The organism is Streptococcus sp. 2154, assembly GCF_013277255.1.
In the GTDB taxonomy this organism is placed as follows: domain Bacteria; phylum Bacillota; class Bacilli; order Lactobacillales; family Streptococcaceae; genus Streptococcus; species Streptococcus pseudopneumoniae.
This window is the reverse complement of record NZ_VMMK01000065.1, coordinates 1-15,864: the sequence shown is the minus strand read 5'-3', so window position 1 is coordinate 15,864 and position 15,864 is coordinate 1. Positions and strand designations below refer to the sequence as shown.

Below are 15,864 nucleotides of genomic sequence, written 5' to 3'. Positions count from 1 at the left end.
GAGCCCAACAAGATCCCAGTTTACTGATTCTACCGAAACCAGCCTCATCTTGGTACATCAAGCAAACCTTACGAAAATGCCTACTGGTTTTAAAGCGCTTTCTTGTCTTCTTGAATTGAAATTTTATTTTTAGACGCGACAATGGTTTGAGAGTCTGCTTTCTTGGGATGTTCTGGACGTGGCATAATATTTCGCCAACCATGGCGCTTCAACAGTTGATAGAAGGCATCACGTGTGTAGGAACGACCTAACTCCTTTTTATAAGCCTGAAATAAGGCATCAATTGTAACAAATTCTCCTGCCTCTGCAGCCTTCAAATGACGGGCAAGAAAGGCTTTCTCTTCCTCAACTGTCATATATGCATGGTTACGACCACCACGTGTTTCTTGAAGGAGAGAGTCGAGTCCGAACTCCTCATATTTTTTTACGTTTCGCCAAATCGTTGTTTGATTACAGTCTAAAAGCTCTATAATCTCTTTATAAGATTTGCCCATCAGACGAAATAGAACGATTTGAAGGCGTTTATGATATTTAGCTGTACGAGAGTCTCTTAAAAGTGTTTTGATAGCTTGGATTTCTTCTTTAGTTGATTTCATATTACTATTATATAATGCTTTTTGATTTTAGTTTAGTATAAAAATCTTAAGTAGCAAAGATTCTAAAATAACGGAATCCTTGCATTATTGTCCCAACTCTTCCTCGACCACTTCCAAGGCCCGTTCAATGACTACATGCATGTCGTAGTATTTATAATCAGCCAAACGTCCACAGAAAATGACCTTATCATTCTGTGCTGCTTCTTCTTGATAGTTAGCAAATAGGGCATTGTTTCTCTCGTCATTGATTGGATAATAAGGCTCATCTCCACCTTTCCAATCTGCTGGGTATTCACGAGTAATGACCGTTTTAGCTTGTGCTCCGTACTCAAAATGTTTATGCTCAATAATGCGAGTATAAGGAATTTCTCGTTCTGTATAGTTGACAACAGCATTTCCTTGATAGTTTTCTTCATCAAAAACTTCATGCTCAAAACGAAGACTACGGTATTCTAACTCACCATGTTTATAATCAAAGTATTGGTCAATCATCCCTGTAAAGACAACTTTTTCAGCAGAAGCTTCTAATTCTTGACGATTGGCAAAAAAGTCAAGACCAAGTTCTACTTCCACATCCTTGAGCATATTTTCAATGATAACGTTGTAACCACCAATTGGAATACCCTGGTAACGGTCATTGAAGTAGTTATTATCAAAAGTCAAACGAACTGGTAGACGTTTAATAATAAACGGTGGAAGGTCAGTAGCAGAACGTCCCCATTGCTTTTCAGTATATCCTTTAATCAATTTTTCATAAATATCTGGACCGATCAACTTGATAGCCTGCTCTTCCAAGTTTTTCGGTTCAACGTCCTTCATATGAGCCGTTTGCTCAGCAATCTTATCTTTGACCTCTTGAGGAGTTTTTGTCCCCCATATAGCATAGAAAGTATTCATATTGAAAGGTAGATTATAAAGGCTACCCTTGTAATTAGCTAGAGGCGAGTTGATATAATTGTTAAACTCAGCAAATTGATTCACATAATCCCAAACTTTTTTACTAGAAGTATGAAAGATATGGGCACCATATTTATGAACATTAACCCCTTCTACATTCTCACAGTAGATATTTCCACCAATGTGGTCACGTTTATCAATAACTTTTACTTTTTTTCCACGCTTGGTTGCTTCATAAGCAAAAATTGCTCCCGACAAACCAGCACCAACGATTAGATAGTCGTACATAGTCTCTCCCTTATCATTTACCTCTCATCTCCTTAACTATAGCAAAAGAGAGAATCTTATACTCTTCGAAAATCTCTTCAAACCACGTCAACATCGCCTTGCCGTATATATATGTTACTGACTTCGNNTCAAAACAGTGTTTTGAGCTAACTTCTCAGTTACTATTTGATTTTTATTGAGTATTCGTTTCAATCTATTTTAGCACAAAACAAATCATTTCTCAGTTTTCAATAGCCGAGTGATTTAAAAAGACAAGCACCAAAACTGATGTTTGTCTTTATGATTTTCCTTGAAAGGGCTATTTCTAACTATTTAACATGTTTTTCTGCTTCTTTTTGGGCTTTTTCGATTGCTTTTTTGCTTTCTTGATCCCATTTGGTCTTAGCTTCTTCAAACTGTTTAGTCGTCACAGTGTCTTTTGCAGTTTCATGTACTTGTAGTTATTGCCATCACCCTTAATACCAGCCAATGAATAGCCTCTTGTAAATGGCGTTACTTTGGTTACAGATGCTGTTCCACCACTTTACATAGCTGACATAATCAGAGAATTATCAATCATCCAAGCCTGTGCTTCAGCATATTTCTCATAGCGTTTGGCTACATCTTTATTTTCACGATCTGCATCTTTGAGCATCTTGGTGTAAGTATCAAGCCCCAAGCTAGCAATCTTAGCTTTATCTTCTTGAGCATCTAGTCCAAAAATCTTGAGATAGAAGCCATCCTCTGCATTGAAAGGATTGAGATAAGTTGATGGATCCTGATAATCACCCACCCAACCATCAAAGTTCAAATCATAGTCACGATCAGCTGCTGTTGGCGCTAAGAAGGCTACGTTATTAAAATCATCTGTTGAAAGTTGCTGAACGTCGATGACAATGTTATCAGCACCCAAAACTGACTCAAGGGTCTGCTTAACTGAGTTCATGCCTGTCACAGCATTTTTACTTGTCTGATCAACAGCCACATCCAAGTGAATAGGGAAAGTCACACCTTGACTTGCCAATTCTTTTTTAGCTTCCGCAAATTTTGCTTGAGCCTTTTCTTTGTTAAAATAGGCATCCTGAGAATCTGCTAAGTTTATACCTGCCCACTCTGTTCCATAGTTGACCAATTTAGAAGCAACTACTTCTCCAAAGGTCTTGTCTCCAACTTGGACAAATGTAGGAGGCACTAGGGTGTTCCGAAGGGTCTTGCTAGCTGCTTCTTCCCCATTTGACTGAGCAGAATAGGCTGTGCGGTCCAAGGCAAAGTTCACCGCTTGGCGGAAGTTCTTGTTCAAAACAGCTGTCTCAGTTGACTTCTTCTGCTCATCTGTCGTTTTAGCAGTGTGATTGTAGGCCTTACGGTTAACGTTGAAATTGAAATACCAAGAAGTCTTGTCCTGCAAGCTATAGACGATATTATCCTTATATTTTTCCTTGGTCTTAGCCAAGTTAGAACTATTTGGATAAACCCCAGCGATAGAATAAGCTCCACTTTCAAAGTTACGGATGGTCAATTCTTGGTCTGAACCATCAAAATAGGCCAATTTCACATGTTCAATTGATACTTTGTCATGATCATAGTAATGCGGATTTTTCACATACTCGATTGATGATTTTGATGTGAAATCTTTTAACAAATAAGGTCCGCTGTAGAGAATACTATCTGGAGATAGGGTACCAAAATCTTTCCCTTTTGAGTTTAAAAACTCTTCGTTTACTGGGAAAAGAATACTGTTGGTTGTTTTTGAGTTCCAGTAAGGTTCTGGCCGTGACAAAGTATACTCAACAGTCTGGTCGTCAATGGCCTTCACCCCAACCTTAGAAAAGTCAGAATCCGCTCCTGTAATATAATCAGTCAAGCCCTTAATCGAGTTTTGAATCAAGTCAATGGCCTGTGATTTATTATCCACTGCGTACTTGATACCTGTCACAAAATCTTGTGCCTTAACTGGGGCGTACTCTTCACCGTCAGCCGTGAACCATTTGGCACTTTTCTCAATTTGTAAGTATAAGTCAGACCGCCGCTTGAAACAGACCAGTCCTCTGCTAAAGACGGAACTAGATTTCCGTAATTGTCATTTTCAAGCAGACCATCAACTAGGTTGGTAATGATGGCTGTATTATCAGCGTAGTAGTCTAACAAGTAGTTAAATGCAGTTGGATTTCCACTAAAGGTTGATGAGTAAGTTTTTGTATCTGAACCTGATTGTCCGCAAGCAGCTAAAAGCAAGGCAAATGCAAAAGTCAGGCCTGCACTAAGGACACTCTTTTTTGTATTCATCTCCCTTCTACTTTATGTTAGTTTTTGTAACATAGGTTTGTTTTACCAAAATAGTGGAAATTTGTAAAGTTAATTGAATTTCGAGAATGAAAGTTTATAAACCTTGGTTATAAAAAACAAAGGATTTCTGCCTTTTCATACAGTCTTCCCTTGTTTTTATGCGATTTTAATTTTAAATTTTTCTGTAAAAAATATTTATAGTAATTCCACACAGAAAGCATCCCATGGAGCTAAGATTTGTTTTTCAAAGACTTCTTGAGCTAGGGTGTTTTCAATCAAGACCGATTTGACGTTTCCTTCTACTGCCAAGTCTTGCTCTTCATTGGACAAGTTAGCCACAACTAGGAAACGACGGTCGCCATCTTTACGGATATAGGCAAAGACCTTGTCAGCCGTGTCAAGCAATTCAAAGTCAGCTCGAATCAGCCAACTGTTTTCCTTACGAATTTGAACCAACTTCTGATAGGTATAGAAAATAGAATCTGGATTTGCCAGCGCTTCTTGAACGTTGATTTCTTCGTAGTTTGGATTAACTGCCAACCAAGGTTGACCTGTTGAGAAACCAGCGTTTTGGCTCTCATCCCATTGCATTGGGGTACGGGCATTGTCACGTCCAATTACACGGATACTGTCCATAATTTCTTGCATCGGAACGCCTTTTTCAAGAGCCTCACGTGCATAGTTAAGGGATTCAATATCTTCTACTTGATCCAGCGTTTCAAAGGGATAGTTGGTCATCCCAATCTCCTCACCTTGGTAGATATAAGGAGTTCCTCTCATAATATGAAGCAAGATTGCAAAGGCTTTGGCAGATTTTTCGCGGTATTCTTGGTCATTTCCCCAGATTGAGACAATACGAGGGAGGTCATGGTTGTTCCAGAAGAGGGAATTCCAGCCGTCCTCAACTCCTAACTCTGTCTGCCATTTGTTGAAGATTTCTTTTAACTTAGCGATATTCAGCTCTTTTTGATAGTGCCATTTAGGCTGACCTTCCTGATACTGAAGACCGATATGTTCAAAATGGAAGACCATAGACAATTCTTGCCCCTTTGGGTCAGAGTAGAGCTTGGCAATCTCTGGCGTTGCTCCCCAGGTTTCCCCTACTGTCAAGAGATTCTTAGCTCCAAAGGTGGCCTGATTCATTTCCTTGAGATAGGGGTGAAGCATAGGACCATTATTGACTACTTTCTCGTCAGGAATTTTCCCAATCATATCAATAACATCCATCCGGAAACCACCAATACCTTTATCAATCCAGAAGTTCATCATCTCATAAATTTTCTGGCGAAGTTTTTCATTCTCCCAGTTGAGATCAGGCTGTTTCTTACTGAAAAAGTGGAGATAGTATTGACCTGACTTTTCATCGTATTCCCAAGCAGACCCACTAAAGATAGAATCTAGGTCATTGGGTTCATCGCGCCAGATATAGTAGTCTCGCTCAGGGCTATTAGGATTTTCACAGGCCTCTACAAACCAAGCATGTTCATCCGAGGTATGATTGACCACCAAGTCCATGATGATACGAATATCACGCTTCTTAGCTTCCGCAATCAGTTGGTCCATGTCCTCCATAGTTCCGAAAATAGCTGCAATCGCTTGATAATCAGCAATATCATATCCATTATCATCCATAGGACTGTCATAAACGGGAGAAAGCCAAATCGCTGTAATCCCTAGCTTGGCTAGATAGTCTAACTTACTGGTAATTCCTGGCAAATCGCCAATTCCATCTCCGTTGCTGTCCATGAAACTCTTTGGATAAACTTGATAGACTACGGCATTGTGCCACCATTTTTCTTGCATCTTCTTACCTCATTATTTTAATAATCTACAATCTATGATAGCGCTTTTTGAATTTTTGTGCAAGCCTTCGCCTAATCTTTTTGATTCCTTTTTTAACTCCATAGTTTCCTAACTTCCAATTTTTTATTATAATAGAGGTCAGAGGTAAAAAAATGAAAAAACAAGCTTTTAGTTCTGAACGATATTTGAATTTACAACGCGACCATATTTTGGAACGCATTAACCAATTTGACGGCAAACTCTACTTAGAATTTGGCGGTAAAATGTTAGAAGATTTCCACGCTGCTCGTGTCCTTCCTGGTTATGAACCTGACAACAAAATCAAGCTCTTGCAAGAATTGAAAGAGCAGGTTGAGGTTGTGATTGCCATTAATGCTAGCAACATTGAACATTCCAAAGCACGTGGCGACTTAGGCATTTCTTATGACCAAGAAGTTCTTCGTTTGATTGACAAATTCAATGAATTAGGGATTTTTGTCGGCTCCGTTGTCATTACACAATACGCTGGCCAACCCGCTGCAGATGCCTTCCGCAACCAACTTGAGAAAAACGGAATTGATTCTTATCTTCATTATCCAATCAAAGGATATCCGACGGATATGGATCACATCATTTCCCCAGAAGGCATGGGCAAAAACGACTACATCAAAACCAGTCGCAACTTGATTGTCGTAACCGCTCCTGGACCCGGTTCTGGAAAATTGGCAACGTGTATGTCCAATATGTACCACGACCAAATCAATGGCATCAAGTCTGGCTACGCTAAATTTGAAACCTTCCCTGTTTGGAATCTTCCCCTTCATCACCCAGTTAACTTGGCTTATGAAGCTGCCACAGCTGACCTTGATGATGTCAACATGATTGACCCCTTCCATCTTCAAACCTATGGAGAAACCACTGTCAACTACAACCGTGATATCGAAATCTTCCCAGTGCTCAAGCGCATGTTGGAACGTATTCTCGGAAAATCACCATACGCTTCACCGACAGATATGGGTGTCAACATGGTTGGTTTCGCTATTACAGATGACGAGGCTGCTGTCGAAGCTTCTAAACAAGAAATCATCCGCCGTTACTATCAAACAGTTCTTGACTTCAAAGCTGAAAAAGTTGGCGAAGCTGCCGTCAAGAAAATTGAGTTGCTCATGAACGACCTCGGTATCACACCTGCAGACCGTAAGGTTGCTGTCGTTGCGCGCCAAAAAGCAGAAGAAACTGGTGGACCAGCCCTAGCCTTTGAATTGCCAAATGGGGAAATCGTCACTGGTAAGAACTCAGAACTCTTTGGCCCTACAGCCGCTGCCTTGATCAACGCCATCAAAAAATCAGCTGACATCGCTAAATAAGTAAAACTAATCGAGCCTGAAGTTGTTAAGCCAATCCAAGGTCTTAAAATCGATCATCTCGGTAGCCACAATCCACGCCTTCATTCAAATGAAATCCTGATTGCACTTGCTATCACAGCTACAGAAAATCCTGATGCTGCCCGCGCTATGGAAGAACTCGGCAACCTCAAAGGAAGCGAAGCCCACTCAACCATCATCTTGACTGATGAAGACAAGAATGTCCTTCGTAAACTGGGTATCAACGTAACCTTTGACCCATACTACCAATACGACCGCTTATATCGTAAGTAAAGATTTCAACCTCTCCAGCCTCGGAGAGGTTTTCTCTCTGTCTCAGGAGCAACCTTTATGATATAATGAGAGAAGAAAACTGAAAGGATTTACCATGTCAAAAGAAGTTATTGTCGAAAGTTTTGAACTTGACCACACCATTGTCAAAGCACCCTATGTTCGCTTGATTGGGGAAGAAACAGGGCCAAAGGGAGATGTCATCTCCAATTATGATATTCGTTTAGTGCAACCCAATGAAGACTCGATCCCTACTGCCGGCCTTCACACTATCGAGCACCTCTTAGCCAAACTCATCCGTACCCGCATTGACGGCATGATTGACTGTTCACCATTTGGTTGCCGCACAGGCTTCCACATGATTATGTGGGGACGTCACGCCAGTGCTAAAATCGCAGCTGTTATCAAGGATTCGCTCAAGGAAATCGCTGAAACTACTACTTGGGAAGATGTCCCAGGGACAACCATCGAATCTTGCGGAAACTACAAGGACCACAGCCTCTTCTCTGCTAAAGAATGGGCAAAACTCATCTTGGAACAAGGGATTTCAGATGATGCCTTTGAACGTCATGTGATTTAAAATCGAGTAGGGGATAATCTCTAGCCCCTCTCACACCACCGCACGTGCCGTTCGGCATACGGCGGTTCAACTAACTTTTAACGCATGTCGTTCAAGGTAATAATCCAAACACGAAACCAGTCCACGTTTTTCCAGGACTGGTTTTGATATAGCACGTTTAAGTACCGACTTCTGAGCTACTATAGTAGACTGAAACTAGAATAGTACACCTCTACTACACGACATGCCCGTCGTACCTCAAAAGGAACCAGTTTTTTTCAGCTGGCTCCTTCTTTTTTATCCTCAAAATTCTATCTTAGGCTTTCTCACGAATAACCAAAACGCCATCTTCCATATCTGCTTCCAGATGTTTAGCATCTAAATGATCTAAGTGGAAGTCTGTCACCTTATCACGAATTTCTTGTTCAACCACGCGACGGAGAGGACGAACCCCCATGACTTCGTCGTAACCTTCTTCTGTGATATAATCTTTAGCCGCTTGACTGACTACCAAGTCAATGTCTTTCTTAGCCAAGGTTTGGTTAACTTCAGCCAACATCAAATCTACAATCTTAGAAAGGTCTTCCTTAGTCAAGTGTGAGAACTCGATGACTGCATTAAAGCGGTTGAGGAATTCTGGACGGAAGAAGGGGTTCAAACGGTCCATCAATTCTGGTTTATTCGCATCTTCTGTCAAGTTGGCTTCATAGCCAAATCCAGCATTTGAGGTCGCAATAATGACAGTGTTCTTGAAGCTTACTGTATTTCCTTGACCATCTGTCAAACGACCATCATCTAGAACTTGGAGGAGAAGGGTAATAACTTGAGGGTCAGCCTTTTCAATTTCATCCAAGAGAATGATAGAGTATGGATTGCGACGAACACGTTCTGTTAAGGTATTGCTATTGTCATCATAACCCACATAGCCTGCTGTTGTACCAATTAGCTTAGAAACAGCTGTACGGTCACTGTATTCAGACATATCCAAACGGATAATCGCATCCTGGGTTCCAAACATATCGAGTGCCAATTGCTTAGCAAGCTCCGTCTTACCAACCCCAGTAGACCCTACAAAGAGGAAGCTGCCGATTGGGCGATTTCCTTCATCAAAACCAGCACGGTTACGACGGATAGCACGAGCTACAGCTTCTACGGCCTTATCTTGACCAATCACCTTGTCTTGCAAGCGATGGGCCATATCTTTCAAACGTTCGATATCTGAAGCTCCCATTTGCGATACTGGGATACCTGTCATTCGTTCCACAGATTCAGCCACATCATTGACACTTGCAGTCACTTTCATATCTTCTGTGTGGTTTTCGATTTTCTTTTCCAATTCTGCAATGCGTGTTTTATAGTTTAGAGCTGCTTCAAAATCTTCTGCTTCAACTGCTTTTTCTTGCTTGTCTTTTTCCGTTTCGATTTCTCGTTCAACAGCATGCACATCTGTTACTGGATGTTGAGCCGCCAAGTGAGCAGCCGTTACATCGACAAGGTCAATAGCCTTATCTGGCAAGCTACGTTGAGGAATGTATTGAACAGAATAATCCACCGCTGCTTTCAAGACTTCGTCTGGCAAGATGACATTGTGGTGTTGTTGATAGAGATCACGAATGCCTTGAAGAATTTTAAAAGTATTCTCTGCTGAAGGAGCATTGACCTTCACTTCGTTGAAACGACGAGCAAGAGCAGCATTCTTCAAGATGGTGTTACGGTATTCGTCTTGAGTTGTTGCCCCAATCACTGTCAATTCTCCACGAGAGAGAGCTGGCTTGAGAATATCCGCAAGTCCTTTAGAACCACTGTCTCCACCAGTGCTACCAACACCAAGAATTTGGTGAATTTCATCAAAGAAGAGGATAATATTCCCTGCTTCTTTCACTTCATTGACTAAGTTTTGGACATTTTCTTCAAAGCTACCACGGTATTGAGTACCAGCCTCAAGACCTGAGATATCAATAGAAATAATTTCCTTGTTCTTGATAGCAGCAGGAACATCTCCGTTCACAATGGCTTGCGCTAGACCTTCGACAACTGCTGTCTTACCAACACCTGCATCTCCGACCAAAACAGGATTGTTCTTGGTGCGGCGTGAGAGGATTTCAGATGTTTCTTGAATTTCCTTGTTTCGTCCGATAACAGGATCCAACTTGCCCTCACGCGCTTCTGCTGTCAAGTTTCGACCTAGTTTTGCAAGGACACCGTCTTGTTTCATACCTGATGCCTGTTGTGACATTTGCACATCAGTTTCTGCATTTCCTGGTAATTGACCAGTCGTACGATAGTGAGCAAATTCCTCAGGTGTGACTTCGCGCCCATTAATTAAGTAACGGCGATTTTCAGAACTGTATCCTCGCATACCACCCATCAATTGGTTAAATAAATCATCCATGTTATTAAAATTATTAAAGTTGTTATTCATATTCTTTACCTCTTTTTGTTTACAAAGTTATGATTACTGATATTGACTATCTTTGACCATTGTTTTAAAAAATTTAGACTAGCTAGATCGCTACCCTACGTACTATTTCTGGTTTTTCTTTTTCAAGCAGGAGTAGACTATCTTTACTTCTGAAGATTTCTAGATGAAACATAGACCCACCTCTTTCTATTTTACTTTAAATAAGTGTTCTAGTAAGGCTTTCATTTACCTTACGTTCATAATATACTACATTGGTCAGAAAAGGTCAAGAGTTTTGACTTTAATTGACCAATATTTTTTAAAAAGCAAAAACACCCTGAAACATCAGGGTGCTATTCTTATACCAAATACAAAATTGCTAGGGTCAAAAGACTTGCTAGAAGTCCCACTCCCCAAAAGAAGAAGTCAACCTTCCACTCGCTCCAAGGATTTCCTTTACCAGACAATCCCCCAAGCTCAAAATGGTGATGTACAGGCGTCATACGGAAAATACGTTTGCCACCTGTCAGTTTGAAATAGCCGACTTGCATCATGACTGAGGTTGTTTCAAAAACATAAACAATTCCGATAATCAAGAGAGTCCATTCTTGGTGGAGAGCCATAGAAATAGCTGCCAGCATTCCACCGAGAGCCAAACTTCCCACATCTCCCATAAAGACTTTAGCAGGCTTATGGTTAAAAACGAAGAAACCAAGCAAACCACCAATCATAGCAAGAATCACTAGAAGGATGTCCATCTGACCTTGCACATAGGCAATAACTCCATAGGCAGACAAGCTAATCACAACGGAAATACTAGCTAGACCGTCAATACCGTCTGTCAAGTTGACTGCATTTGAAAAACCGACTAGCCAGAAAAGGGCGAAGAAAATATAGAAAATCCCCAGATGCACTTGGTAACCAAAGACTGAAAGCATATCGCCTCCACGCTCATAGAAAAGATAGAAGATAACTCCACCTAGAAGCTGAAGAGCTAATTTTTGCTTGGGATTAAGCCCCTCATTGATTTTACGAAAGACCTTGAGAAAGTCATCTAAAAATCCGACCAAGCCATACAAGACCAAGATGAACAAAATCATTCCCACATTATTGCTGAATTGGCTACTAAATAGGGCGAAAAAGAAAGCAAGCAAAACAGAAGTAATTAAGAAAACCAAACCTCCCATTGTAGGAGTCCCAGCTTTTGCCTGATGCTGTTTGACATCCTCATGCATCTGCTGGCCTGTAATTTGCGCCTTTCTATAAAATTGGATAAAGGCCGGAATTCCTACTACAGTTAGTAAAAATGTCACAATTCCAGCACTGATGGAAATAAACATATTAGTCTCCTAAAGTTAATGTAATTTTTTTAATATCCTTGATAGCTGTGTTAGCTCGAACATCTTGCTTCTGCACAGTAGAGCCCGAACCTTCAAATGCAAGTTCTATATTGAGCCACTTAGCAAGGGTCTCAGCAGTCTCCTTTGTCCAACCATACATGTCTGGAACTTCCTCTGCTTTATCAGATAAGATTAGGACTTGCTGATTTGGGGCAAGATTCTTCCCTTCTTCAGCAGAACTGTTTTTAATCTTCGTTCCTGTTCCCACAACAATAGGTTGTACAAGATTGCGACGCAATTCTTCTGCTAAATCACCAGGTGAAATATCCTTGACACTAGGCATATGATAAGGACTTTGTTGACTTACTTGCTCCAAAGCTTTAGCTGTTGTTTGAAGATTGAGAGAGTCTTTCATAGCTGAAGCCCGCTCCAAGATAGGATTGGCAAATTCTCCCAACTGGATACCTGAATAATGTTCAGGTTGTTGGACCGTCACATACAAGATAAAATCAGGATTTTCAGCCGGATTCATCGATACAGCCGAGAAAATATAGTTGGTTAACCCAACTAGATAACCACCATTTTTCTCGTCAGCAATCTGAGCCGTACCAGACTTGAGGGCTACATTTTGCCCAGGAACAGTTACAGTTGGCTTGCCTGTGCTGTGGTTATACATGGTTCCATAAACCGCATCCGTCCCTACCAAAACCATGTTAGTCCGAGTTAGACTAGCTGCATCTTTAGAAACAGGATTTCCCACAATTTCTTTTTGAGATTTCCGAGCAGTTTGATCATTTGGATCATAAATGGCACTAATAAATTTAGGTTCCAGCATGACACCGTCATTAGCAATGGCTGTAAAGGCACGAATCATTTGCGTCTGGGTCACTGAAATCCCTTGTCCAAATGAGCTTTGCGCAATGTTGACAATATTATCCGCAGGAAGCTGACCAGCATACTCATCCGTCAAACCGAAACGGGTCGGAACACCAAATTTAAAACGATTAAGATAATCAAGCCAGGTAGCATCTCCCATCTTTTGCTCAAGGAGGGTCATCCCAACGTTACTTGAGTGTGCAAAACCTTGAGAAAAAGTCATCATTCTGCCACCAGTCAATCCTTCATTAACGTCCCAATCTCGAATCGTGGCATCTGCAATTTTTAACTCACTACTATTAAAGACTTCTCCTCCTGGAAAGGTATTATTATCAATAGCAGCAGCCAACATCATCACTTTCATAGTGGAACCTGGCTCATAGTTACTTTGGTAAAGGATATCACGCCAGACAAAGTCCTTAGTGATTCCTTCCTTAGTATCGGCATCAAAGGTTGGTCGTTGCGTTGTTGCCAGAATTTCCCCTGTTTTAGCACTGACCAAAGTCGCTGTCATGTACTTTCCTTTTACCTTCTCTTGAAAAGCATCCATCTGGGTTTCCATAAAGGACTGGAGAGGGCTGGAAATGGTTGTATAAACATCCTTGCCATCTACCGTTTGTTGGGAAACTTGTTCTGTTCCAGGTACAATATTACCCAGACGATCCTTTTCATAGGTAATAATGCCGTCTGTCCCTGCAAGAATACTGTTCAAGGAACTCTCCATTCCAGAGGTTCCCAGCAAGCTCTTGCTTCCATCTTCATTTTCATGGAGCTGAGCTAATCCGATAAAACTAGAAGCAAATTGTCCGTTTGGGTAACTACGATTGGGACTGGTTGTAAAATCAATCCCCTTGACCTCTGCAGTTTCCAACTCTTTTTTGATAGACATCATATTGGCATAGGTAATCCCATTGCCCTTCGAACCAAAGGAAACTTGCTTGAGATTAGGTTGCGAGAGTTGCTCTCTTACATAGGATTCTTCCATGTCCAGATACTTATGAAAGACCTCTGCAACCTTGTTAAATTGTGTTTTTTCTACGTAAAGAATCTTACCCGTTGCTGACTTATAGTTCTCATCAATAACCGCATAGACATTATAAGATGTCGCATCCTCAGCAATCGGGACTCCATTTCGGTCATAAATAGTCCCACGTTTGGCAGGAACTGTACGGGTGGTTTGATGAACCTTCTTAGCTTCCTTCGCTAAATCTGTTCCAAAGCGAGTGCCCGTCCCAATAATGACCGCAAAATTGACTAAAAAAACGGCAAAAACAAAGACAGATAATAAACTCAGACTTTTTCCAACTCTGCGTCTGTTTTCAGCCGGCGATTTCCGATTTTTCGTCGCATAACGGATTACTCTTTTTGTCCACTTCATATCTTACTCCGCTATTCGAATATTTTCATTGTTTAATTGCAAATCGTGTGAATTGGCAATCTCTTTCAAACGTTCTGCACGTAATAGTTCATTGACCTCTTGCTTGGCATCGTCCAATTCGGTCTTCTTTTCTTCTATCTGCGCATTGATTTTTGTCAAATCATTCTGCACTTGCAAGAGCTTGGTCTGCATAAAAATAATACTAATGGCTACAATAAGAGTGGTTACAGCAATGGAAAAGTAAAAAGCTTTTTCCACACGCGAAAACCGTTTAAGTTGCATCTGTAGTATTTGACCTGTTTTTTCCATTCTTTCTGCCATCATTTTTCCTCTTACTTGTGAATTTTTCTGGCCACGCGCAACTTGGCTGAGTGCGAGCGGTTATTGGCTTCTAATTCTTCTGCACTTGGCAAGATTGGCTTACGGGATACCAATTCCATCTTGGGCTTGAGATCATCTGGGATGAAAGGCAAACCTTTTGGAACTTCAACTGTTGAAGCTTCCTTAAACAATTGCTTGGTCAAGCGGTCTTCCAAGGAATGAAAGGTAATCACTGAAATTCTACCATCCAGAGTCAACATATCCATAGACTGCTGGATGGACTCATCTGCCGCTCCCAGTTCATCATTGACTTCAATTCGAATAGCCTGGAAAATCTGCTTAGCAGGATGCCCCTTCTTCTTGAGTTCCTTGGCAGGTTTGACCAACTTGATAATCTCTGCTAACTCAGTCGTTGTCTCAATCGGCTTCACTTCACGCGCTTGCTCAATCTTACGCGCAATCTGTTTAGAGAATTTATCCTCACCGTATTTGAAGAAAATACGAACCAAATCATGATAGTCATAATGATTAACCACTTCATAGGCTGTCAGACTAGCATCCTGATTCATCCGCATGTCCAGTGGCGCATCCTTTTTATAAGAAAAACCACGCTCACGCTGGTCCAATTGAGGACTAGACACTCCCAAGTCATAACAAATTCCATCAATTTCCTGAACACCAGCTTCGCGCAAACGTGCCTGTAAATGACGGAAGTTATCCTTGATAAAGGTCACCATTCCCTTCTCAATGTAAGGTGCCAAGCGTTTTTGCGCATTGTCAATGGCATTCTGATCCTGGTCAAAGGCATAGAGATGGCCTTTTTCACTTAATTTACTTAATAAATACTCGCTATGGCCTGCTCCACCCAAAGTCGCATCAACGTAGATACCGTCGGGCTTTACGTCAAGCATATCAATCGTTTCATGGAGTAAGACCGTTACATGATGAAATTCTTTTGTCATATCTTATCTATTTTACCACAAATCCGACCAGCTTGCACTAGTCAGACAAATCAGACAAGGAGGCCAAATTTCAAGTTCAAGTTAGCCATGAAGAAGTCTTCTCTGGGTGATTTGTAGTTCAAGCATTTTTTAGGATAGTTATTAATCCAATTTTCGATGAATGCGACTTCTTTGGGAGTCGTTTTCTTAGTTCCCTTAGGTAACCATCTCCGAATGAGCCTGTTGTGATTCTCATTAGTTCCCCTTTCCCAAGAGGCATAGGGGTGCGCATAATAGATATGTTCCTCAGAAAATACATCAGACAAGCGGTTAAATTCTGTACCATTATCTGCCGTGATGGACAGAATCTTGTCTTGTTTTAAGATGAGTTTTAAAGCCTGATTGACCGCCTCAGCACTTTTATTTGGAATCAATCGGATAATTTGATGCCTAGTCCTTCGATCAGTTAAGACCAGTAAACAATAATTTTTCACTCTTGTAAGCAGAACCGTATCAATCTCATAATGCCCATTCTCCAATCGCAGATTGATAGCTTCAGGACGCT

Annotated in this window: 9 protein-coding genes and 3 pseudogenes; 2 read left to right on the top strand and 10 right to left on the bottom strand. The window is 41.0% G+C overall.

Annotation, left to right across the window (positions count from 1 at the left end):
• From HT693_RS10355 to HT693_RS10335, 4 genes and pseudogenes are all read right to left on the bottom strand, one after another.
• Window positions 1–596, bottom strand: a pseudogene (locus HT693_RS10355) (winged helix-turn-helix domain-containing protein); the annotation flags it as partial.
• Between the two features lie 84 nt (window positions 597–680).
• Window positions 681–1,781, bottom strand: a complete 1,101-nt coding sequence (gene glf / locus HT693_RS10350; RefSeq protein WP_100104644.1) for a UDP-galactopyranose mutase — start codon at window positions 1,779–1,781, stop codon at window positions 681–683.
• A 308-nt stretch (window positions 1,782–2,089) separates the two neighbouring features.
• Window positions 2,090–4,046, bottom strand: a pseudogene (locus tag HT693_RS10345) (peptide ABC transporter substrate-binding protein).
• Between the two features lie 195 nt (window positions 4,047–4,241).
• Window positions 4,242–5,849 carry an alpha-glucosidase gene (locus HT693_RS10335; protein WP_054393158.1) on the bottom strand — a complete coding sequence of 536 codons (1,608 nt, stop codon included), beginning with the start codon at window positions 5,847–5,849 and terminating at the stop codon, window positions 4,242–4,244.
• A 152-nt stretch (window positions 5,850–6,001) separates the two neighbouring features.
• Here HT693_RS10335 and HT693_RS10330 point away from each other — a divergent pair.
• Window positions 6,002–7,486: pseudogene (locus HT693_RS10330) on the top strand (DUF1846 domain-containing protein).
• Window positions 7,487–7,580: 94 nt separating this feature from the next.
• On the top strand, window positions 7,581–8,063 hold the full coding sequence (locus HT693_RS10325; RefSeq protein WP_000032561.1) for an S-ribosylhomocysteine lyase: 483 nt from the start codon (window positions 7,581–7,583) through the stop codon (window positions 8,061–8,063).
• Window positions 8,064–8,358: 295 nt separating this feature from the next.
• Here HT693_RS10325 and HT693_RS10320 read toward each other — a convergent pair whose 3' ends face one another.
• The 6 genes from HT693_RS10320 to HT693_RS10295 all read right to left on the bottom strand — a co-directional run.
• Window positions 8,359–10,464, bottom strand: coding sequence for an ATP-dependent Clp protease ATP-binding subunit (locus HT693_RS10320; protein WP_138701904.1), 2,106 nt, complete (start codon window positions 10,462–10,464; stop codon window positions 8,359–8,361).
• Window positions 10,465–10,802: 338 nt separating this feature from the next.
• Window positions 10,803–11,783 (bottom strand): phospho-N-acetylmuramoyl-pentapeptide-transferase, encoded by a 981-nt coding sequence (gene mraY, locus HT693_RS10315; protein WP_100127901.1) that lies wholly within the window; start codon window positions 11,781–11,783, stop codon window positions 10,803–10,805.
• A 1-nt stretch (window position 11,784) separates the two neighbouring features.
• Window positions 11,785–14,037, bottom strand: coding sequence for a penicillin-binding protein 2X (gene pbp2X / locus HT693_RS10310; protein ID WP_172925157.1), 2,253 nt, complete (start codon window positions 14,035–14,037; stop codon window positions 11,785–11,787).
• A gap of 3 nt (window positions 14,038–14,040) precedes the next feature.
• A complete protein-coding gene (gene ftsL / locus HT693_RS10305; protein ID WP_000840840.1) occupies window positions 14,041–14,358 on the bottom strand; it encodes a cell division protein FtsL in 318 nt (105 codons plus the stop codon).
• Between the two features lie 11 nt (window positions 14,359–14,369).
• The gene (gene rsmH / locus HT693_RS10300) at window positions 14,370–15,320 is read right to left on the bottom strand and encodes a 16S rRNA (cytosine(1402)-N(4))-methyltransferase RsmH (RefSeq protein ID WP_172925156.1); all 951 of its coding nucleotides are present in this window, start codon (window positions 15,318–15,320) and stop codon (window positions 14,370–14,372) included.
• A gap of 50 nt (window positions 15,321–15,370) precedes the next feature.
• The coding region (locus HT693_RS10295; RefSeq protein WP_172925155.1) for an IS30 family transposase at window positions 15,371–15,864 on the bottom strand (494 nt) is incomplete at its 5' end.